Below are 19,926 nucleotides of genomic sequence, written 5' to 3' on the forward strand. Positions count from 1 at the left end.
CTTGGGCCCGGAAGCTGTCGGTCCGCAAACGGGCCAAACCACGAAATAAGCTGGCGTGTTGCTGACGACCCGGTTTCAACCGCAGCCGTCTTCGCGCAAGCGACCGCGGCTTGCTCGGGCACCGGCCAGCTGCTTGTCACTCCAATTTCTCGCAGCGAATGATTCCGAAGCCGAATTGCTGTCGTGCTGCCTGATTGGCAATCGAGCGGGGCCGCGTGTACACGTTTAATTTACGTGTCTACGCCGAAGCGTGGCAGGATGCCGAATTTGTGCATCAAGTTGTTGCACTTATTGCCTTAGGACCACAACTCCTGCCGGCTCGGTGCCGTCAAAGTCCGAGGAACTCTGTATGTCCGCCTGCTGGCTTGTTTAGACGCACGCGCGAGACGCCGGGCTTGAAAAAGGACTCGAACGGCACACGCCCAACCTCTCAGCGGAGCAGATGACGAAGCTCTAGAACCAATCGGGTGAGATCGCCCGCGTAGCTTGAGACCATCGCCGGCAAAAATGTCTCTCTCCTGACGCGACTAAAATCCATGGGATATCCCGCGCGCTCGCCGAGCATCGCCATGAATGACAGTTGCGAACGGCCATTGCCTTCGCGGAAGGGGTGGATCGCGTTCAGTTCGCCCAGAAAATGGGCCGCGTCGGTCACGAAACCCTCGGCTGTCTCCGCTCCGATCACCGACGGAAGCGCATTGAAAAGCCGCTTCATTTCGCCGTCGATATACTCCGGAAAGCAAAATGGATTGCCAGCCTTTGCAGTTCGCACCGTGCGGTACTTGCCAGCCCAGCTGTAGACATCCTGGAACAGGTGGTAATGGACGCGGCGATAGTGGCTCGGGTCATAGCGACCGTGCGGTAGCGGCTCGCGAGCGCGTAGCGTTGTCATTTCAAGCTCGAAGGCCTCGAGCAATGCGGGATCGCGCAAGCCAAGCTTGTTCTTTAGGGTCTTGGTGCCCTTATAGGCGTAGGGATCGTCGAAGGCGTCATAACCGACCGACATTACCCGCGTGACTTGGCGTCCTGATAAGTGCGGATGATCTCCGCCCGCTGATCGTCAGGCGAAAGCTTGCGCTTCTTCAGATCCGCGAGACGCTTACGGCTGGCCGCGCTCAAGTTGATGCCTTCGACGGCTGTGATCGCCGCAAAGGTGCGCTGTCCCAGGATATGGCTGGGCGAGCCAGGCGTCAGACGTTTAGTGGATTTCTTCATGCTTCCCCTGTCATCGAAGGTGACGCTGACCAACTAGCGGTCAAGCAGCTTACGCGCCTGTGAAATGCGGTCCTTGAGCCCGGCCTGGAAGCTTGGGTCACGCCTGCGGGTCTCAATATGAGTAGTTATCGCTGCCCGAATAATATCGGACACGGGCCGATTTTCAACGCTGGCGACCATCTCCAGCGCCTGAGCCTGCTCTTCGGATAGGCGAACGGTCATCGCTTTAGCTTGTTTCATTGCGCTGTTTTGCACCAAAACAAGCCTATTGTCAACCATCTTGGTATCGTGGTATCACGGTATCAATTATGGAGGTGACGATGAGCGAAACGCAGAATCACGAGCACGGGCGTCCCGACCGTCCCAAGATGTTTGAGATCAAGATAGATCGCATGAACTACAAGGTCTCCGAGTCGGTTCTGACGGGAGCGCAGTTGCGGCAGTTGCCGGAGCCCGACATTGGGCCGGATCGCGATCTCTTTGAGGTCGTACCGGGCGGATCCGACGTGAAGATCGAGGCTGACGCGAATGTCGAAATGCGCAATGGGCTGCGCTTTTTCACGGCGCCGGCGCAGATCAATCCTGGCCGTGGGTGAGGGAAGGCGACGATGCTGCCAGCGGTCGACCAGGACTATCTGCAGGCGCGGGCGCCGGGCCATAGCGTTTCGCTCGATGGCGGCATGATCGCTATCATTATCCCATCATTTCCGCTGCCGTCCGGATTCACGGCAGTCGCAGCTGATCTCCTGCTGCGACTGTCGCCCGGGTACCCGGATGTAGCGCCGGACATGTGGTGGTTTGAGCCTGCGGTGCGCCGCATGGATGGGCAGGTGATCGAGGCGACCCAGTCGCAGGAGGCCTATCTCGGCCGTACATGGCAGCGCTGGTCGCGCCACTTTCAGGCCGGACAGTGGCGGTCCGGCATCGACTCGCTCGAAAGCTACCTGACGCTCGTCAGGAAGGAACTTGACGTAGCGGGGAGAGCGCGCGCCGCATGATCACCACCTTGGTCCTTCCGGGCTCGCTCGCCGACGAGGTCGCGACAGCCTCGCGCAACCCGCTTGAATGCGCTGCCGTCCTTCTTGCGCGGCGTGTCGACACCGGCGCCGAGGTTCGTCTTCTTGGGCGATCGCTGCACTGGGTGCCGCAGGCAGCCTATTGCGAACAGAGTTCGCACCACATGCTGATCCGCTCAGAAGGCTATGTCGGCGCGCTCGGCGCTGCCGAAAAAGACGGTGCGGTCCCGATCTGGTTTCACACCCATCCTGGCCAAGAGGGCGTTCCGCTGCCGAGCCCCCACGACCGACAGGTCGACCGTGAGATCGGTGATCTCTTTCAGTTGCGTAGCGGCTCTGGCGTATACGCGACGCTGATTGCGTCACCGCGCGGCGAGAGCTTTGTCTTCAGCGGCGAAGTCACGCCTGAAGACGGCGAGACGGCGCCGATTGATCGCGTGTGGACAGTCGGCGATCGCTGGCGCCTCCTGCCGAGTTTCGCAAGCCAAGTGGCGACGCCAGACGCGATCTTCGATCGCAATGTCCGCGCTTTTGGCCCCGATATTCAAAGTGTGCTCGGCGACATTCGGGTTGCCATTGTCGGCGCCGGCGGCACCGGATCGGCCGTCGCTGAACAGCTTGTTCGGCTCGGCGTGAGACATCTCCTACTGATCGACAACGATACCCTGTCGGCGAGCAACGTCACTCGCGTATATGGCTCGACGCCGCGGGAAGTCGGCCAGCCGAAGGTGGATGTGCTGGCCGCGCATCTGACGCGGATCGCTCCCGAACTTCGCTGTTCAACCATCCAGGGCATGGTGACGGTCAAGCATGTTGCCCAAGCCCTTCGGGCAAGCGATCTCGTCTTCGGCTGTACCGACGACAACGCAGGCCGCCTCGTCTTGTCGCGACTGTCGACCTTCCTGTTGACCCCGGTGATTGACGTGGGCGTTTTGCTCAGCAGCGATCGTAGAGGGGTGTTGACCGGCATTGACGGCCGGATAACGACGCTAACGCCCGGCGCGGCTTGCCTCGTCTGCCGCGGTCGGGTCGATATGGCACGTGCGGCCGCCGAGATGCGCACGCCCGAGGAGCGGCAGCGATTGGCAGACGAGGGCTACGCACCGGCCTTGGGCCAGGTCGAACCGGCGGTCGTTGCCTTCACGACCGCGGTTGCCGCCGCCGCAGTCAACGAACTGCTCGATCGCCTGATCGGCTACGGTCCGCCTGAGCGGCCGACCGAGACGCTGCTGAGGCTTCACGATCGCGAGATCTCGACCAATGAGGCCCTACCGCGCCAGGGCCACTATTGCCATGTGGCCCAGGGCAAGTGGGGGGCGGGCGATGAGGAGCCGTTCCTAGGCCAGTTGTGGGGCACGGCATGAAGATTTCCTGGTGGCAATGGCTTCCGATCTGGCGCTGGCGCGTGGTCGGTGCGGCCGAGTCGGCCGACGAGGTGCCGGACAGGTTGCCGCGCAACGGTGTCGCGCTCATTGGCGACGTCAATCGAACGAAGTGGATCGTCTTCGATTGCCCTTGTCGGACTGGACATCGGATCATGCTCAACGCCGATCCAAGTCGGCGGCCCTACTGGACGTTGAACCAAGTCGTTCGACTAACCATTTCTCCAAGTGTGGATTTCAAAGGAAGTCAACGACGGTGTCATTACTTCATTCGTAACGGCAGGATTGCCTGGGCTAAGGATAGCGACCGATGAACGATAGCGGAGCGGCAGCCGAAGAGCCGCAACCAATTACGCCGCAGCCGCCGCGCGCGATCGAAAAGACACCCATGTACACGGCGATGAATGCGGCGCGCTATCAGAGGCAAACGCTCATCCGCGACATCGAAAAGGATCAGCCCAAATTGATCTGCTATGTCGCTGGCAACAAGGCGGCTGTCGACCGCATCGATACGCTTGGCTTTGTCGATATGCTTCACAACATCAACCCGGGCGACCCCATCGACCTCCTGCTGCATACGCCCGGCGGCGACATTGATGCAGCCGAAAAGCTAATCACGCTGGTCAGGAGCGCGGCCGGCGAGGATGGGCAACTAAGGGTCATCGTGCCTGATTATGCCAAGAGCGCCGGGACATTAATGGCGCTCGGCGCCAACACGATTGTCATGAGCGACTCATCGGAACTCGGACCGATCGATCCTCAGGTCTCATCCAAGGACGGCAACGGCTCCGACGTAGTCTATTCGGTTTTGACCTATTTGAACGCCTATGACGCGTCAAAAAAGGCGCTTCGCGAAGCACCCGACGATCTTACTGAACGGATCACTTTCGAAAAATTCGACCCCACGATCGTGCGGAAGTTCCAGTCGGTAAGGGATCGGGCGCGGTCCTTCGCAGAGAATCTGCTCAAACGGCGGGGCAAGAATTTCTCGAAAATCACTGCCGAATTGCTGGACGTCGCCAAATATCAGTCACACGCTCAGATGATCGGCTGGGAAGCCGCGACCGAGATCGGTTTGACGATCGAATACATGCCGCCAACCGACCCGGTCTGGCGCAGATACTGGGCGCTCTATTGCCATTTGCGTCTGTCCATAGAGAGCGAGCAGCGGATTTTCGAATCGAATTACGTGTCGCTGCTCCTTTAGAGTGGCAAAGCCCCTTGGGCAGGCGCGCGATGTCCTGCGTTTTGTTGAACGTTGCTTCCGGGGGGCACCCCGAAAGGAACAACGAACGCGCCGTGCTGACCGCCACGCCCTCGCTTCGAAAGGCGGTGACAGTCCTGCGAGCAAGCGCGTCGGCTCAGTGGGATGACTGGCGTTACGACGCAAGCTGTGCATTCCCCGGTGAGTTCGGTCGAACTCAGTCGCAAGTGCCGGTGGCACCCATTCATTGGCGAATTGATGAACGGCTGCTTTTGGGCAAGGCATCCACCACTTCAAACGCAAGTGACGTCGGCTTTCTGCCGACCAGCATGCAGGTGCCGGCACTGCTGTTCCAGGTCGTCGCGCTTTGACGATTTACGATTGCCTGTCACGGTTGCGTGGCCATTGGAGTTCTCGCGTTCACAGCCATGAGGTACGCTGTGAACAACTTGCATAGCTGATTGCACTGGCTGCGGCTTCGCGCACAGTTTGCACATGGCTTCAGACATTGACCTAGATGCTCTTTTGTTCGAAATGGCGGCCGCAAGCGTTAGGATGCTGGCCCTGAGCTTTGGCGACAAGGCAGCCAGGATAGCCCGACAGACTTCAGGGCGGTTTCTCTTTGAGGTTCGGATCGACGGTGATCCTCAATTTCAGCGCATTGCCGCCATCCGCTATACGACCGGAACAACCGGACTCCTTGCATTGAGCAAGGACGGGCTGGCGGTCATGTCCTTCACGGCCAATAGCGAGCTCGCCAGCTTTATCGATCCATTGGAAAACTGGGACAGTCTGCCGCTGCGCGAAAAGGCGCACAATGAGGTCCAAGGGCACATCGATCTGCTCGTTGCGGCGCTTCGAAACGCCGGTTGCGTGCCATACCATTAGGCTTTGACTCAAAGCCGCTGTGGATCTCTCCATTCAGCGCATATCACGATGGTGCGTCCGCTTTGTTGTAACTTCGACGGCCGCACCTTTCTCCGGGCTGCCTCTCGTCCAGCGTCCAGCAGCGTACCTGGGTGGCGACCGTCTGGGCGGTCGGCGGTTTCACTGCCGTGCTCGATTGCCGGCGCGACTACCTCTTCCGCCTTTCAGCCGCACCCTCGACGATGGAAAAACCCTCGAACTGCGGATGACCGAGGTAGAGAACTTTCGTCGTGCCGACATTCCGGTGGGCGGCGCGGAAGTTGTCTGATCTGGTCCAAGCGACGAAATCATCGTGGCTTGCCCACACTGTGTGCGAGACAAATAGGGTGTAACCTTCGGTCTCGTCGATCGCGCCACGCAGCAAATGGAACTCTCGGAATCCCTTCATATCCGAAAGGCTGGAATCTCGGTTTCTCCAGACCTCCTCGAAATCGGATTCCGCGCCGTTCTGGACTTTGAAGCGGTTCATGGCGATGTACATGGCGATTCCCTATGCGTTGATCGTTGGACTCGTAGTTACGTCATGAGCTTGGGATCGGGTGGCATGAACCGTTCAAGCTCGGGAGCAGTCTCTTATCGCCTTCGCACTGCAGCGTCTGATGGTCCGCCCTCTTCCAATGCTCCAACTACGCTTTCGGCCCGCTCGCGTCGTCGAACTCCGAACGACCCTGTCCGAACCGGTTGATTTCCAGCCAAGCAACTCCGCATCGGCTGTTCCTTCCCGTTTGTCATGTTCCTTCGCCTGCATTTTTGTTTGATCGGCGAGCCTTCACATGTCCCGTGCAATCCACGTGCCACCGCGGAGGTGGTGGGAGCAAAAGGAGAGGACCAGATGGTTGTGGCGCGCGGAGGGAATACAAGCGGGCGATGTGTCGGGTCTTGAACAAAGACGATGTCAGAGTACGGAACGGACTCGGAGCGCCTCGATGCCACATTGCGCCGTTCAATTCCGAGAGCCTGAGATCGGCGTCCGGCTGATGGACGGAAAGCAAAGCAGCGGGCAGGGATTCGTAAGACTGGCGTTTACTGGTTTCAAAAGCCGTCCCAGCCGAGGCTGTGTTCACCGGTCGCAAAGAAGTTAACACGATCGCGTGGTTATCGTCGCAAATGTTCGGCCAATTGGCAGTCGGTCACGGAATTTCCCCCGGGCTCCTCTGCTCGTTCTAAGTCCCTCGTTCAATCCTCTGCAGCGCAGCTCACCATTTCTGCGACGAGGCGGGACAGATCAGAAGCTTGCGGCCGGCGTTTCACCCCCTGTCGGTCGCTCGGCACTTCTATCTGGCCGATGTGGTGCGATGTTGGCCGAGGCTGGCAATAAGATGGATGTGGTGTGGACGTTTAAGCCGGGAACGCAGAGTGCATCGGCGCCGGCCACAGCGAATCTGGTCTGCAAGCTCACCTATTCGAACGTGAGTCTAGCGATACCGTCGGGCGACTGGAGTTTCGATGCAATTGCGCGAGGGCCAATAGCGCCTGGCAAAACGGCTGACTGACGTTCGTCCTGGAGAATTCCACCAGTTCGTTCAGTCCAGTCGCACTGGAGAGGCGCAAGGCTTCGTAACGGCAGACGGGGATCTGACGATTGTTCTTGAACCGTCTATCCGGCCCACCGCTTTTGTTGGGGTGCGCCCAGGTGTGTCCAACCACCTCAGCGTCAGACGGGACCTTTCCCGCCTCGATGAAATTGGTCGGCGCAAACTGTGTACGAAGATCGGCATATGCAACGGCGCCATACCGGTTTGCGTCTTTCACAAGGACCAGATCTGGCATGAAATAGAGCACCTGCCGGCCTACCTGGATCGAGGGCGGTATAACATTGCTGCGAACAACGGCGGGTAATATGCTGGTGAGCGCCGTGGGCTTTTTGTCGACCAGCATGCTGGCGCCGGCATTGCGCTTCCAAGTCGTCAGATCCTCAATCTTGCCCCCGGCCGCAACGTGCCATGTTCCTGCGCAACGAGTAAGCGTTTCGAACGCGGCAACCAGCCTGCCATAGGCAGCTTCGGCATCTTGCTCGAGGTCGTAATAGAGCACGCTCACCCGGCGATAGCTGTCAAACCATTTGCCGAGCAGCATGCCCGGTAGAAATGCGGCGCCCCCAAGCACAGGCGCCGCGCCTCCGAGTGCTTTCCAAACAAGGAAACCGGCTATCCCGAACAGCACTCCCAGCACCACGGCGAGGCGTGGTTGCGACTGTCTGGCGTTGATTTCATCAATGACATTGGCAAATGTCTCATCGCGCATGGCCATGACGTCGCCTGACTCGATCTCTCTCATCAGGACGCCATCAGTCACATATTGCGGAGCCGACGGTTGCAGTTGAGCTTGCTGCTTGTAGGGGGGTGACTGTTGCACACACTTTTTTGTGCCGGCCTTTCCGAGTGTGCCGCGATAGTAGAGGCCACCTCTGCCTGCGTGGATGTAGTGGCCTCGCGGACCCGTGCCTATCCGAAGGCCTTTGACGCCAACCGAGACCCCAACCCCACCCGACGAAAAATTGAAGCGGAACGGCCCCGCGCTGATCGATTTTCGAACGTAAAACCCCATCCCTTGAGTCCCCCAACTCAATGCTGTGAGCTAACTCACCAGCATCTTTTTGCGCTCATGACTTCGATCCGACACCCGCCGCGAGGTCGGTTTCGCGGGAGCGCTGCCTCACCCTGATTTCAATTCGTCGCCTTGCCTTCACATCGCCAGCCTGCGCTCCGTTGGTCAGATGGTCACCAGGAAGTATCAACTGGCCACCCGACATCGGCAGAATGGTGAACCCTTTCAGCTCAGGCATCTCGCGAAGTATGCTCGTGACCGAGATTGCTCGCGCCAGTCCAAGGCCGGCGTTATCGGCGGGATGAAGCGTACCAATTTCCACCTTGCCAGCCAGGACGGGTTGAAGACCCTTGTCCATGTTCGACGACTGACCGGACATGGCCTGCTCATCCGTGTGTCCAATCACCTCGATGACGTCGACGCCGTACGACGTTGCAATGCCCGCAATCGTCTTGGACAGATCGCGCAGCCGCGTCCTGAAACGATCGGAAAGCTCCGCACTTCCGATATCGAAATTATAACCGTCGAGTTCGCTGAGGCTGATGATCGGTGGCCAATCGTGCGGCTTGGCGGCCATCACAGGCGCGTCTGCCTTCTTCAGGGCATCTGACAGGTCCTTCAAGGTCTTGGCCGTACCAACGTAACCAAACTCCTTCAACACGTTCGTGCGCTCGATCATCGCCCGGGCTTGCTCGGCGTCGACATCATTGTCGGACAGGATCTTGGTGACCGGGGCGTTCTTCACCAGTTCTTGGACCGAAACTCCTGCGTTTTTGATTGTTTCGATGGTCTCGTTCGCCAACACCAATTCGCGCCACTGCTGGTCGGGCACGTTGCGCCCTGTCGCGGGCTTGACCATCTCATTCAGCTGGGCAAGGAGCCGCTTGTTTTCCTCGCCGAGCTTACGCGATTCCTGCTTGAGGGATTGGGCAATCTTCTGCGCCTCTGCGGTCTGTTTCTGCTTCTTGGCGATGATTGCGCCGGCTGCAAGCAAAAGGCAGAACACCAGAAGCAGCATCGTCTCGGCCATCGTCAGGCCCAGGATCAGCCCGCGGCCGTAGCCCTTGCGCTCATAACCGACCGCTGTTGCGCCCGTCTCGCTCACCTGCCCCACCAACCGCTTTTTCGCGGCGGCTCAGCCTTCTCTGGGACAGCGCCCAAGGATTGGAAGGAATCGCCTTGCTGATCTTCGGAGATCTTGATTATCGCCTGTTCACCATCAGCGCCGGCAGGTGTAACTGCGCGTGCTGGATCGATCGCTATTGCGTCGTTGGCAGCATGGCTGCCGCGAGCCGCCTGGAGACTCTTTTCTGCAATCGTGGCAATGAGTTCGCTCGTGTCCCTACTTTGCTTTTGCACCACTGCCGCAAGCGCCTCGGTTAGGCGCTGCTGGGCTTGAACACTCCCTGCTGTCCTCTCTGCCGCGGCTGCGGCGCGCTCTACACCACTCGCCACCTTCGCCACTGCGTCAGCGAGACCGATCATACGAGCTTGTTGCTCCTGCGAGGCGGACTCGGTCTTGACCGCGTATTGAGCGACAGCGCTGCCAAGAAGCTTTACCATCGGCGCCAGATCGTTCTTCAGCACCTCCTCAGGAACGACAACTTTTTCCAGCTTGGTGGCCACGGTGTCAGCCTGTTCGCCGAGCTTGCTAACTGACGAGGACATCGAGCTGTTGGCTTTGTCGAGCAAATCAGCGGCAGCTTCGACACGCTTAGCAATCGAAGAGAACTGACTTTCGACCTGCCCGAAATTGTCTTTCAACGCGTCACTGAGCTTTCCAGACGCCTCTTGGACCGGTTTGATCGATTCCATGGCGATCTTGTCCAAGGCGGATCTGATATGCTCGCCGTTTCGCTCGGCTTGGACGGCAATCTCAGCAAAGCCTTCCTCGAGCATCTGATGGCTAACACGGCGAAAGTCGGCAAACTCTCTTGTGACGCTCTCCATCTCAGCTCTTACTCGCCGAGTCATGTCGGCGAGTTCGTGCCTGGCCGTCCGCTCGATATCCGCAGGGTCGCGCCGCATCTGGTTGTAGAAGATCCTGAGCGCGATGCCGGTGATCGTGGACGTAATCGCGATACCGAAGTTCCTGACGATGGCATCGGTCGAGCCTTCCGACCCGAACTGGAACAACGACACTCCAAGGCTCGTCAGCGTGAAAAGGAAGCCCATATAGTAGAGATTGTCGCCGGTTTGCTCATCGCTAAGGCGCAGCTTCCCGGTGAAGATCGATACACCGAGATAAAAAAGCATCAGGCAGACAGGTGCACCCGCCGCCACGATCGGGTTTACGCCCGAGAGCTTGGCGATGGCGATAAAGACGCAGCCGCCGAGCGTCAATATCGCAAACACGAGGAGTGGGAAGCCTCGATGCCCCAGTAGGGAATTGTCGCGGTTCCTCGCCATCAATTTAACCCCTCCAAGCCAACCAGCTTTTCGAACTCGCCGTGATGGTTTTGGACCCATTGCGTCCAGAATTCAGCGTGATCCAGCGACTGAAACGGCTTCTTTTTCCGGTCGATATAGAGGATCGTGACTGCCACCCCGTCGAGCGACGTCCCGTAGGTCCGATCGGCGGCGCTACTGAGGTATTTCTGGTAATCCAGACCAGACCGGTACTGCGAATAAAGCGCCGTATGCTCGATCATGTCGGAGGCGACCACCAACCGCTTTGCGCCCCCCGGTTTCGCCAAGCTGCTATCAAACAGCGACAGTTTGATTTTCTGGATGCCGGCCATGATCGGAGACTGGCTGGCGGAGTCAGCGTTCGGAATTTGGTCAGGAAGCTTTTTCAAGGGGTCGCCGAAGGCGTTTTCCCACTTCTTCTGACGGCGCGCCGGATTGTTCGTCCAATTGTCTACCGTGGACCCATCGCCTGGATTGCATCCATCGAACATCACCGTCAGGTCGCCGGGGGCCGAATTCAGCGTATAGATCCTCACATAGCCGCCCGGCTCGACCCGCCCGATGGTTTTGCGGAACTCGTTCTTCAGATCCGCCATGGTCGTTGCCGAAACCGGATCCGTGGCGTCAATGAGAACCGCCGTCAGGCTAACGGGACCGTCCATCGGGCAATTTGTGTTTGCGTCGATCTGGCCCTTGCCAGACCTTGACCACATCCAGGCAAAGCCGCCCAACATTGCAACCGAGAGCACCCCAAGAGCGAGAGCCGCAACGATTGAGCCGGCTTGGCCCTTCTTGCGCCTGCGAACCCGCCTAGCCATTCACACTGTCCGGATGAAGCTTGTCGAGGTCGCGATACTGCTCAATTCCGCGCTCGCACTCCTGCCCAATCAGGCGGACTTGAGCGTTGAGCTCCTCCTGCGCTTGGCGGATCGATGCTCCAACGTCGCCCTCGCTCCATTCCCCGTCGGCCGAGATGTGAGGCTTGATGCGTTCAAGCTTGTAAGGTGCTCCGAAATGCTTGGGCGCAGGCTCCGTTCTGGCCTGGATATTCGCCTCCCTGTATTTGGAGAGAAGCTGATTGCAGGCTCGCTCGAGCTGGTCCTGATGCTGCGCAAAGAGCGCCACAAGCCTTGAGCGATGATCGACAATAGCACGATGCTCCCTGCGACGACTGCCGAGTTCCTTGACGATGTCCTCAACCTTTTCGTTGTGGTCGTCGCGAACGTCTTGCAGCTCTTCGATCAACTCCCGCTTGCGCTCGATATAGTCCTCCCGCTTACGAACCAAGCGATTTTCGACGCCCGCGTAACCGGGATAAGGGTCGAGTACGAACCAGCCGTCGATAAATGCGAAAATCGAAAACATGAGGCCGATAGCAAACAGTAGCCATGACTTCACATCTGTGAGCCCGGCCGGATTGCCGACCATGTTTCGGATGACCTCTGCACCGGCACCGTCCGCGAGCGAGCCACTCACCTCGCGATAGTGCGCCAGCGCCAGGTTTAAGGTCACGGCCAGACCGATATAGACAAGGATCGAGAACATCCCGACTAGCTTCCCAAAAATCGATCGGTGGGTGACAAGGCGGGCGCAGAAAAGCGCCAGGAGCAAAGCGGCGCCGATGTTGATGAAGGAGAATGCTGCAGCCTCAAGGATGCCGCCAAAAAACCCCTGTTCGTTTCCCTTGGCAAGGAAACTGCCATTCATTGCTGTCTCGATGAGAAACAGGAACAGCAGCAGCGAAATGCGCAAAAGGTGAGCCGCGCCATGCTGAACGCGCGCCGCGCGAACCAATTCGTGCTTCGCCTTGAACCAGGCGTGCTCTTTCTCAGCGTCGCTAAGAGCGCGCCTCAACCCGTGGAGTTCATCCAGGCCGACAGCAACCGAAGCTTTGAAATCCGACACGCTGGCTGCGTTCGCCTGACGGATGAGACCAAATTGTTCTTCGAAGTCGAGTCCGGCAAGACGCCCGCTGAGAAGATGCAGGTTGTCCTCAAGAGTATGATAGGATGCCTTTTTCTCGTCCTCGACGCGTTCGATGACGGCATGTTCAACATCGTCGAGATTCTTGGCGCTCTTAGGGGGCTGGTTTGCCTCGCCACGCTCCTTGCCGCGACCGGCGAGATTCATGTCCCGATCAATCTTGGTGACATCCAAGCTGCTGAAAAGCTGGGTGCTCGCTCGGAAATCATGGTTGGACTCGCGCAGAGACTCGCGCAACCTATTTAGCTTTTCGAATTTAGAGCTCACGCCCTTCGTATCCCAATTTTTTTCGGCCCCAAGCAGAATGCTTTCTATGCACAGTAGCGCTAAAGGGCAACCATGGGCGTGCGACCGTGGTCGGTCCTGCACTGGTAAAATCGGCAAGGGCGGCCACACGATCGGGCCACCGCATTCGCCTCAAAGGGATCAATGCGCCTGAGATCTGTTTGGATGATGCCAAGGCGGTCGCGGCGCGCCGAACCTGATCGGATTGCCTGCGCGAATTGCACTCCTGCGCCCATTCCGGCTCGACCGCACAGCAACCCCGGATCGTCCAGAGTGTGCGACCAGATGCGAGAGGCTGACGCCGCCAGGCAGCTTTTCTCCCATCAAAAAAAGCAGGAGGAGTATGATCTCACGACCCCGAAGAGCGCGCGCAACCTGCTGGGCAGGACCAACGGCGGCTTTCAGTCCTGCGCAGGAAGCAGGCCGGGGCTCTCCGCTTGTTCATGCCCAGCCTCTACATCACTTCCGACTTTAGCTCTACGCCAGCGACGTCGATCAAATGGGAACAAAATGTACTCGCGCGCGGTGAGCGGCTCGGGCTGGTCTCGGAGGCCAACTTCCGGCCACTCATTCTTTTTTGGCCAGTATGCCGTTAGAAAAACCGTGTCCCAGATGGTTGTAAAGAACCCATAATTTCGGCGCCGGTGATGCGGTTCCAGCGAATGGTGAATGCGGTGGAACTTATTGTCGCCAATAATATATCGAAGCGGCCCAAGATTGATCCGGGTGCTCGAATGCGAAAGATGGGCCTGAAAGGTAATCAGTGTCACGGCAACAACGGGCACTACGCCAGATTCGAAATGGAACAGCGTGAGTGGTAGGGCTACAAACCCGGCGTAAACGAGTGGCTCGGAAACGTGATGATGGCAATTCCATGCCGTCAATTCGCGGATCGAGTGGTGAGTAGCGTGCATGCGCCAGAGGAATGGAACAGCATGCTGAGCGCGGTGCATCCAGTAGTAGAAGAAGTCACCAGCAATCGCGACCAAGACGCCTGAAAAGACGGCCAATCCGCTGTCGACGATGGCATTGTCAAAGTGAAGCATCGTACCGAAATTGATCGTTACGAGCGGCTTTATCCCTAACCAGTCCAGGCTCACGGCGTAGAGGTGCCAGATAACGGCACCGCATCCGAGCCGAATAATCCAATTCCGCACGCCGCGAAGATATGAGGCAAAACTGTATCGATAAGCCGGAAACATCAGCTCCAGCGCGGCGCAAAAGGTAGCGAAAATCACAACCAGCTCAAGCGACTTCACGAATATCTGAGTCATCTGGTTAACGTCGAAAACGTGCATTTGTTTGCTCCGGCGAATCGTTCAATGCTCCAACCTCAGGTCGGAGTGACTGTCATCAACGCAGTCGTCTTCGTCAGGCGAGACCAATATTGTGAGTCTCAGCGCCGCCGTAAACTCGGCATCGAAGTCACGAATTGCATGTAGTCAGGTGTTGCAGATTTCCTTTTAGGGCATTCAAACGGCGATTGTTCCGTCGGCATAGCGGCGCGCTTCGAGGACGTGCAATGCAGCATTTTCGTAGATTGGTAAAATTGGTTGTTTGGATAAGACCCATCGGTGTCCCAAATGATCGGAGGAGCCCAGTAGACCACCGGGGTTTGCGCGAAGCGACCAACCATAGGGCAAAGTCCGTTGCGGCAACTGGGCAGGCATAAAGCCTGCGAAGCGCAAGGCAAAGCGTCCGGTTCCAGCGTCTTCACGACGATCCGCGCCTTGTCGCCCATCGACCAGGGCGGGCCGCCAGCACCGTTGATCACTTTGAAGCGCCGCGGTTGCCGCTCCGGGTCAAGCGTAAGGTCACTCCCGGACACAGCCTAGTGGCCACCACAGGACCGACAACCTCACAGATCGCGATCACTCCCGAAAGCTGGCTCCGAAACACCGCGATCAGAGAAGCCTGCTAGATGGCAAATGTAACGCGAAATCAGTTCGGCGGATCGCTCCTAGGCGCTACGATTAGAAATCAAAGGAGCCCTGAACAATGGATCGCTATACAAGTAGACATAGACCTGAAGACCGCGATCGCGGTGCGACCCGATCGACTCACATGCCCAATGAGGTGCTGGACCTTAGGGAGGCGAGCCGCTCAGTCGATTCCATCTTTGACAGGGTCCGGGGAGAGTCAGTCAGGTTGAACAGGACAATCGATTACATCGGCGGTTCCCGCAATATTTCTTTCTTCTCTGACGTTGACCAAACCGAGATGGGGACTTTGACCATTGCTCAGCAGGATGGCAGCATGCGAATTGGCTGGATACACAATAAGCAGCGGTCGAGGTACAAAGGGCTCGGGACGGTCATGATCAATATCGCCGATCGGTTCAGAGCGTTAGATAACCTTCGCAGTCTGACTCTTCGTTCTCAATCTGAAGAAGCTTCAGTGTTTTTCTACAAGAGCGGATTTCGATTTACAGGAGAAGGAATGGAAGCCAAGAATTCAGCGATGCGGAGGCAAATTTCCAGCCCGGACTTTCAACCTCCGGATGATATTATCTTCCTTGGTGAAATGGAGCGTGCGTAACTCGCTGCGGCACCCATACCGATTGAGCGCGCCAGGATGAAATACCGACTCATCTCTTGATTCCAGTGGCCGAAAGGGGTGGAAGCCGCCCGCGATAGCTAGGTGGAGCACAACGTGTGCGCCCAGCGCGCCGATTCGAAAGTGGCAACTCTAGCGTCCACGCTGCGGGCAAGCGCAAAAGCTGTCGGAGCGCCAGCAGCTGTCGCGGGGGAGAGTTCGCGCCGACAAGGCCTGTGTTGCTGTTTGTCCGCTAGCATACACTGGCGCAGGCCCCAATTTCGTCCGTTGGTGACCTGGCTCATCGCGGTTCTTCGCTGCAAGCCTTTGTGCTCGGGCCGTCCGAGACTCCGCAAAGTGTCCTGAGGATCGCAAGCCTAACCTTAGCCGATCTCCGCACCGAGGCGTGAGAACTGTGACGAGCAGACTGCAGGACAAAGACGAAGGTCATCAGGTCAAGCAGGAACTGATGGATAGCGTCGGCAGTCAGGGCGGACTCGAACTGACGCAGCATCGCACGGGCCTCATCGACGGCTTCGGCGCTGGGCGCATCGATCAACGCTTCTAGTCTCTCGAAAGTTTCCAATTCGACAAATCCTCCGACCGCAAGTTAAAATGCCATGCGCCGCTGAAAATTCCACAACCAAAGTTACGACGTGCCGCGCTTTCTTGGCCCAAACTGGCGCTCTGAGGGTTGTTCCAGAACCCCGGTTCGGGCCGCAAGCGAGCCCGTTCGACGGTCCACCAAGGCCGGATTGAAAGAAGGCGTGCTTGGCTCCGAAAAGCTCGCGCCCCAAATAGCGCCCCGACGCCACGCACAGGAATTCCAGGGTGAAAATAGAATTGCCGGCGTCGCCGGTGGTTCTTCCTCGATCCGTTCGCGGTCCGTCATGGCGTCTCCAGCTGTTCTGTTCCGAGGCTCGGGCTCCGGCTCACCCGGGCAAACCGCCGCGATGAGTACGAGGAGGTGGCTAGCCGCCGCGCGTGCGACTGAACGCGTTCTCCCGCAGGCCCGACTGCACCGGCGTTCCACCACTCCACTTATCGGGCACCGAGACGACCATGTCGGTTAAGTCGATTGCCACGCGCTCGCAGAGTCGACTGGACGAGGCAGCTTTCGAGAAATGAGGAGTCTCAGAGAGTCTGAATGAGCGTCATTGTCGGTGGGTCCCGTGTTACGGATCACCAGGTGCATTAAGCGTGCCAAAGGATAACCGCTTTAATCACAATTGGGTTCACCGGACTGGCTACATCCGATGCCCGACATTGTTGCACTTTCGCGCCATGCTGCCCGGCCCGCGCCGTCAAGGAGGTTTTCTATACGCTACACGCGCGCGTCGAAACGATCGGCTTTGATTATAGGCAGCGGCATCGGATCGAATTGGACGTCCGCCCGCGCGTGCTCGACAAATGCGGAGGAACTTTTCGGATTGGAGTGGTGTATTGCGAGTTCCGGCATCTTGGAGAGATGGTCCCATCCTGGGCCCTCTCGCTTCGGCTGCTCGGTCGGTCAACTGACGAGGTCGACGGCAGGAGGCAAGCTGCCGCAGGCTTTGCGAGGAGGTCCGGCGGGACAATGGAGACGTGCCATGCACAGTCCCGCCGCCATGCCGGTGACGATTGCCACAACCGAACCTCGATTCAGAACTGAGATACAATGTTGGATGCCCAGCTCATGCCCGGACACGCTCAGCCAGCGGCAATTGGCCTCGAGCAGTCCATTAGAGAGATGGCACAGGACCCCCGCGAGATAGGTCCTATTACGGACTCCCCGCCAGCGCTACGATTGTGTTTCGGCGTTGCCAGGGAGCGGTCTGTCCGTGTCGGTAATGCCGCTGTCCTTTCGTAGAATGATCTTTTCGCCCTCCGCGAGACCATCGACGATCTCGGCGCCCATTCGGTTCACCAGCCCCACGCGCACGCGGCGTGCTGCGGTCGCGCCGTTCCCTGTGTCTACCCTCGCGCGATAGAGACCCTCCGGATCAGGGCCGACGAGCGCACCCCATGGGGCAAGCAACACGTCATCAACCGTGCTCACCGTAATAGTCACCTCAGCGGTCATCATTGGCAGAAGCTCCCCGTCCTTGTTGGATGCCTCAAAAAACACGTTGTAATAGACCGTCTGCGTTTGCCCCGAGCCGCCGCCTAGCTGGCCGCCGGAGGGTCCCTGGTTCGTCAGAAGAAAAGATGGGGCGGGCTCCACTGCCATAACCCGGCTAGCCCGGTTGGTCTTTCTGTCTCCGACGGTGGTGAAATGCACCGGCTGCCCGACCCTGATGCGTTGGACATCTGCCTCGGAAACTTGCACTCGCGCTCTCATCGTGTCGGTCTGCGCGACGACAGCAATTACGCGCGAGGGCTCCGTCTGTCCGGGCTTGGCCTCCAGGGCGATCACCCGTCCGTCTATCGGGGCGGCGATCTGTGTGTAGCCGAGGTCGATTTGGGCCTTTTCGACCGCGGCAGTCGCTTCTTCGACTTGCGCTGTCGACTCGTCGAGCTTGGCGCGGGCAATTCGGACGGCAATTTCGGCATCCTGAAGAGCAGCGCTCGAAATGACCTGGCGCGCAGAGAGGTGCCGCTGACGCGTCAGGACTCGCTCTGCCCGGTCGAGCTTGAACTGGCTCGAATGTTGGGCTGCCTGCTTCTTGGAAAGCGAGGCCCTTGCCAGACGCAACCGGTTCTGCTGCTCGAAAGAATCCATCTCCGCAATAAGATCGCCTGCGTGAACCTCCTCCCCCAAGCTGACATGAAACGCAGTCAATTGACCCGAGACTCGCGCACCGATTTGTACAAGCCTTGAGGGCTCCAGAACACCGATTGCATTTACCTCGTCCGCCAGCGAGCCCCGTCTTACAGTAATGACCGGGGTCGAACTGGACGGCTGCCTGCTTGGCGCTGAAGCGACCCAGACAGCTGCCCCGACGGCACACACAAAAAGCCCTAGGAAAACACTTCGTCTCATGATCTCACGCCAGTCATTCATTTTGTTGCTAGATTCGAACGAAAGCTTGGGGCAGGAATCTTATTTGGCGGGCAGGGAGCCGGATCGGCCCGGCGGTCGGTCGGTTGCTTTATTGCGACTCCACGAACGCCCAGATCCTGTTCAGCATAGCCCTCAGATCCTTCTCGGCTGCAGCGAGACCAATCCCTCCTATCATTCTGACCCGAGCCTGCTGGCTCAGGGGCAGAAAGAGGGGCTGATCCCGCAGGATACGGGTGATGCCGACATGCTGCCGACGCGAGTCGCGTCTGGAGGACAGTGGCCCATCAAGTGACCGCAGCAGCACCGCGACGGACGCCGCCAGCAAAGCGAGCACTGCGCCGACCAGCGGCAGGTTGGCGTAGGAAACGCCCCAGGAGAGGGCCACGCCACCGATCCAGGCGCCGCTGGCATTGCCGACGTTGAAGGCGCCTTGGTTTAATGTGGCGGCGAGGTTCGGCCCCTCGGAAGCGGCTTCCACGACGCGGATCTGCAGCGGCGGCACCACCACGAAGACGAGCAGGCCCCACAGGAAGACGATGCCCACCGCGACCGTGGCGATGGCGCCGAATTCGGTGAAGGCGACGAACAGCAGCGCCAGCAACAGCAGCGTTCCGATGACTGTCGGCATCAGTTTCCAGTCGGCCAGCCTGCCGCCGATAATGTTGCCGATGGTCATGCCGGCGCCGAAAAGCAAAAGCACCCAGGTTACCGCCTCGGTCGACAGGCCCGACACGTCGGTGAGGTAGGGTTTGATGTAGGTGAAGACGGCGAACAGGCTGGCAGAGGTTAGCGCCGCGATCAGCATCGCCAGCCAGACCTGCAGCTTGCCAAGCACGCGGACTTCGGCGCGTAGGCCGCCGCCGCTCGGTTCCGTGACGTCGGACGGCACCAGCCAGGCGATGGCCGCGACCGAGATCAAGCCGATGCCGACCACGGCCAGGAAGGTGGCCCGCCAGCCAAAGGCTTCGCCAAGCGCTGTTCCAGCGGGAACGCCGAGGATATTGGCCAGCGTCAGCCCGGCGAACATCAGCGCGATGGCGCTGGCGCGCTTGTTGCGCGGCACCAGGCTGGCGGCGACGACCGAGCCGATGCCGAAGAAGGCGCCATGGCCGAAAGCGGTGAAGACGCGCGCGGCCATCAGCAGCCAGTAATTGGGCGCGATGGCGCAGAAGAGATTGCCGACGACGAACAGGGCCGCAAGCCCGACCAGCACGGGTTTGCGCGGCAAATGCGCGGTGGCCATGGCCACGACAGGCGCGCCGAAGACGACGCCCAGCGCATAGCCGGTGACCAGCAGGCCGGCGGCGGGGATCGTCACGCCGAGATCGGCGGCGACCTCCGGCAGCAGGCCCATGATGACGAATTCGGTGGTGCCGATGCAGAAGGACGCAATGGCAAGCGCAAGGATCGGCAAAGGCATGGGGCGTCCAGACTGGCTCG

General features: G+C 59.0%; 21 protein-coding genes and 2 pseudogenes. 10 read left to right on the forward strand and 13 right to left on the reverse strand.

The features are described 5' to 3' along the window. Nucleotides 1-430: 430 nt before the first annotated feature. The 3 genes from O7A70_RS23770 to O7A70_RS23780 are packed head-to-tail and all read right to left on the reverse strand — an operon-like array spanning nucleotide 431 to nucleotide 1,494. A complete protein-coding gene (locus tag O7A70_RS23770) occupies nucleotides 431-1,006 on the reverse strand; it encodes a Fic/DOC family protein (RefSeq protein ID WP_337142592.1) in 576 nt (191 codons plus the stop codon). Then, nucleotides 1,006-1,248, reverse strand: a complete 243-nt coding sequence (locus O7A70_RS23775; RefSeq protein WP_337142593.1) for a hypothetical protein — start codon at nucleotides 1,246-1,248, stop codon at nucleotides 1,006-1,008. The genes O7A70_RS23770 and O7A70_RS23775 overlap by 1 nt, the downstream gene beginning before the upstream one ends. Then, nucleotides 1,249-1,494, reverse strand: coding sequence for a DUF6290 family protein (locus tag O7A70_RS23780; protein ID WP_167480898.1), 246 nt, complete (start codon nucleotides 1,492-1,494; stop codon nucleotides 1,249-1,251). Nucleotides 1,495-1,583: 89 nt separating this feature from the next. On the opposite strand from O7A70_RS23780, the gene O7A70_RS23785 reads away from it, so the two are divergent. From O7A70_RS23785 to O7A70_RS23815, 7 genes are all read left to right on the forward strand, one after another. Beyond that, nucleotides 1,584-1,811, forward strand: coding sequence for a multiubiquitin domain-containing protein (locus O7A70_RS23785; protein WP_337142647.1), 228 nt, complete (start codon nucleotides 1,584-1,586; stop codon nucleotides 1,809-1,811). A gap of 12 nt (nucleotides 1,812-1,823) precedes the next feature. After that, nucleotides 1,824-2,213, forward strand: a complete 390-nt coding sequence (locus O7A70_RS23790; protein WP_337142594.1) for an E2/UBC family protein — start codon at nucleotides 1,824-1,826, stop codon at nucleotides 2,211-2,213. Next, a complete protein-coding gene (locus O7A70_RS23795) occupies nucleotides 2,210-3,595 on the forward strand; it encodes a ThiF family adenylyltransferase (RefSeq protein ID WP_337142595.1) in 1,386 nt (461 codons plus the stop codon). Before O7A70_RS23790 ends, O7A70_RS23795 begins: the two co-directional genes overlap by 4 nt. Continuing rightward, nucleotides 3,592-3,927, forward strand: a complete 336-nt coding sequence (locus tag O7A70_RS23800) for a DUF6527 family protein (protein WP_337142596.1) — start codon at nucleotides 3,592-3,594, stop codon at nucleotides 3,925-3,927. The genes O7A70_RS23795 and O7A70_RS23800 overlap by 4 nt, the downstream gene beginning before the upstream one ends. Continuing rightward, nucleotides 3,924-4,820, forward strand: a complete 897-nt coding sequence (locus O7A70_RS23805) for an SDH family Clp fold serine proteinase (protein ID WP_337142597.1) — start codon at nucleotides 3,924-3,926, stop codon at nucleotides 4,818-4,820. Before O7A70_RS23800 ends, O7A70_RS23805 begins: the two co-directional genes overlap by 4 nt. Before the next feature lie 92 nt (nucleotides 4,821-4,912). Further along, nucleotides 4,913-5,188: a hypothetical protein gene (locus O7A70_RS23810; RefSeq protein WP_337142598.1), complete on the forward strand. Its 276-nt coding sequence runs from the start codon at nucleotides 4,913-4,915 to the stop codon at nucleotides 5,186-5,188. Nucleotides 5,189-5,312: 124 nt separating this feature from the next. Continuing rightward, nucleotides 5,313-5,705, forward strand: a complete 393-nt coding sequence (locus O7A70_RS23815; protein WP_337142599.1) for a hypothetical protein — start codon at nucleotides 5,313-5,315, stop codon at nucleotides 5,703-5,705. A 187-nt stretch (nucleotides 5,706-5,892) separates the two neighbouring features. Here the strand turns inward: O7A70_RS23815 and O7A70_RS23820 are convergent, their stop codons facing one another. From O7A70_RS23820 to O7A70_RS23855, 8 genes and pseudogenes are all read right to left on the reverse strand, one after another. Next, nucleotides 5,893-6,225: an antibiotic biosynthesis monooxygenase family protein gene (locus O7A70_RS23820; protein WP_337128972.1), complete on the reverse strand. Its 333-nt coding sequence runs from the start codon at nucleotides 6,223-6,225 to the stop codon at nucleotides 5,893-5,895. Between the two features lie 914 nt (nucleotides 6,226-7,139). Further along, complete coding sequence (locus O7A70_RS23825) at nucleotides 7,140-7,994, reverse strand: hypothetical protein (RefSeq protein WP_337142660.1); 855 nt, start codon at nucleotides 7,992-7,994, stop codon at nucleotides 7,140-7,142. 150 nt (nucleotides 7,995-8,144) lie between these two features. Beyond that, a pseudogene (locus tag O7A70_RS23830) lies at nucleotides 8,145-8,291 on the reverse strand (DUF4236 domain-containing protein); the annotation flags it as partial. Nucleotides 8,292-8,346: 55 nt separating this feature from the next. Continuing rightward, nucleotides 8,347-9,396 carry a hypothetical protein gene (locus O7A70_RS23835; RefSeq protein ID WP_337142600.1) on the reverse strand — a complete coding sequence of 350 codons (1,050 nt, stop codon included), beginning with the start codon at nucleotides 9,394-9,396 and terminating at the stop codon, nucleotides 8,347-8,349. Continuing rightward, entirely contained in the window at nucleotides 9,393-10,700 is a 1,308-nt protein-coding gene (locus O7A70_RS23840; protein WP_337142601.1) for a hypothetical protein, read from the reverse strand. Before O7A70_RS23840 ends, O7A70_RS23835 begins: the two co-directional genes overlap by 4 nt. After that, a complete protein-coding gene (locus tag O7A70_RS23845) occupies nucleotides 10,700-11,518 on the reverse strand; it encodes a hypothetical protein (protein ID WP_337128976.1) in 819 nt (272 codons plus the stop codon). The genes O7A70_RS23840 and O7A70_RS23845 overlap by 1 nt, the downstream gene beginning before the upstream one ends. Further along, a complete protein-coding gene (locus O7A70_RS23850; RefSeq protein WP_337142602.1) occupies nucleotides 11,511-12,950 on the reverse strand; it encodes a hypothetical protein in 1,440 nt (479 codons plus the stop codon). Before O7A70_RS23850 ends, O7A70_RS23845 begins: the two co-directional genes overlap by 8 nt. Before the next feature lie 419 nt (nucleotides 12,951-13,369). Then, the gene (locus O7A70_RS23855) at nucleotides 13,370-14,266 is read right to left on the reverse strand and encodes a sterol desaturase family protein (RefSeq protein ID WP_337142603.1); all 897 of its coding nucleotides are present in this window, start codon (nucleotides 14,264-14,266) and stop codon (nucleotides 13,370-13,372) included. Nucleotides 14,267-15,116: 850 nt separating this feature from the next. Between O7A70_RS23855 and O7A70_RS23860 the strand changes: the two genes are divergently transcribed. The 3 genes and pseudogenes from O7A70_RS23860 to O7A70_RS23870 form a co-directional block, all read left to right on the forward strand. Beyond that, nucleotides 15,117-15,506: a hypothetical protein gene (locus O7A70_RS23860; RefSeq protein WP_337128979.1), complete on the forward strand. Its 390-nt coding sequence runs from the start codon at nucleotides 15,117-15,119 to the stop codon at nucleotides 15,504-15,506. Nucleotides 15,507-15,918: 412 nt separating this feature from the next. After that, a complete protein-coding gene (locus O7A70_RS23865; protein ID WP_337142604.1) occupies nucleotides 15,919-16,071 on the forward strand; it encodes a hypothetical protein in 153 nt (50 codons plus the stop codon). A gap of 762 nt (nucleotides 16,072-16,833) precedes the next feature. Beyond that, a pseudogene (locus O7A70_RS23870) lies at nucleotides 16,834-16,911 on the forward strand (7-cyano-7-deazaguanine synthase QueC); the annotation flags it as partial. 372 nt (nucleotides 16,912-17,283) lie between these two features. On the opposite strand, the gene O7A70_RS23875 reads toward O7A70_RS23870, so the two are convergent. Together O7A70_RS23875 and O7A70_RS23880 are read right to left on the reverse strand one after the other, a co-directional pair. Beyond that, the gene (locus O7A70_RS23875) at nucleotides 17,284-18,486 is read right to left on the reverse strand and encodes an efflux RND transporter periplasmic adaptor subunit (RefSeq protein ID WP_337142605.1); all 1,203 of its coding nucleotides are present in this window, start codon (nucleotides 18,484-18,486) and stop codon (nucleotides 17,284-17,286) included. A gap of 88 nt (nucleotides 18,487-18,574) precedes the next feature. Beyond that, nucleotides 18,575-19,906, reverse strand: coding sequence for an MFS transporter (locus O7A70_RS23880; RefSeq protein WP_337142606.1), 1,332 nt, complete (start codon nucleotides 19,904-19,906; stop codon nucleotides 18,575-18,577). Between the last annotated feature and the right edge of the window lie 20 nt (nucleotides 19,907-19,926).

It is taken from the genome of Mesorhizobium sp. Cs1299R1N1 (assembly GCF_037179655.1).
GTDB lineage: Bacteria > Pseudomonadota > Alphaproteobacteria > Rhizobiales > Rhizobiaceae > Mesorhizobium > Mesorhizobium salmacidum.

Excerpts from the sequence above, each read along its gene's own strand:
- O7A70_RS23780 (WP_167480898.1), bottom strand. The coding sequence starts at position 1,494 with ATGGTTGACAATAGGCTTGTTTTGGTGCAAAACAGCGCAATGAAACAA.
- O7A70_RS23800 (WP_337142596.1), top strand. The coding sequence starts at position 3,592 with ATGAAGATTTCCTGGTGGCAATGGCTTCCGATCTGGCGCTGGCGCGTG.
- O7A70_RS23880 (WP_337142606.1), bottom strand. The coding sequence starts at position 19,906 with ATGCCTTTGCCGATCCTTGCGCTTGCCATTGCGTCCTTCTGCATCGGC.
- O7A70_RS23790 (WP_337142594.1), top strand. The coding sequence starts at position 1,824 with ATGCTGCCAGCGGTCGACCAGGACTATCTGCAGGCGCGGGCGCCGGGC.
- O7A70_RS23840 (WP_337142601.1), bottom strand. The coding sequence starts at position 10,700 with ATGGCGAGGAACCGCGACAATTCCCTACTGGGGCATCGAGGCTTCCCA.
- O7A70_RS23805 (WP_337142597.1), top strand. The coding sequence starts at position 3,924 with ATGAACGATAGCGGAGCGGCAGCCGAAGAGCCGCAACCAATTACGCCG.
- O7A70_RS23845 (WP_337128976.1), bottom strand. The coding sequence starts at position 11,518 with ATGGCTAGGCGGGTTCGCAGGCGCAAGAAGGGCCAAGCCGGCTCAATC.
- O7A70_RS23795 (WP_337142595.1), top strand. The coding sequence starts at position 2,210 with ATGATCACCACCTTGGTCCTTCCGGGCTCGCTCGCCGACGAGGTCGCG.
- O7A70_RS23820 (WP_337128972.1), bottom strand. The coding sequence starts at position 6,225 with ATGTACATCGCCATGAACCGCTTCAAAGTCCAGAACGGCGCGGAATCC.
- O7A70_RS23855 (WP_337142603.1), bottom strand. The coding sequence starts at position 14,266 with ATGCACGTTTTCGACGTTAACCAGATGACTCAGATATTCGTGAAGTCG.
- O7A70_RS23770 (WP_337142592.1), bottom strand. The coding sequence starts at position 1,006 with ATGTCGGTCGGTTATGACGCCTTCGACGATCCCTACGCCTATAAGGGC.
- O7A70_RS23815 (WP_337142599.1), top strand. The coding sequence starts at position 5,313 with ATGGCTTCAGACATTGACCTAGATGCTCTTTTGTTCGAAATGGCGGCC.
- O7A70_RS23825 (WP_337142660.1), bottom strand. The coding sequence starts at position 7,994 with ATGGCCATGCGCGATGAGACATTTGCCAATGTCATTGATGAAATCAAC.
- O7A70_RS23785 (WP_337142647.1), top strand. The coding sequence starts at position 1,584 with ATGTTTGAGATCAAGATAGATCGCATGAACTACAAGGTCTCCGAGTCG.
- O7A70_RS23875 (WP_337142605.1), bottom strand. The coding sequence starts at position 18,486 with ATGAATGACTGGCGTGAGATCATGAGACGAAGTGTTTTCCTAGGGCTT.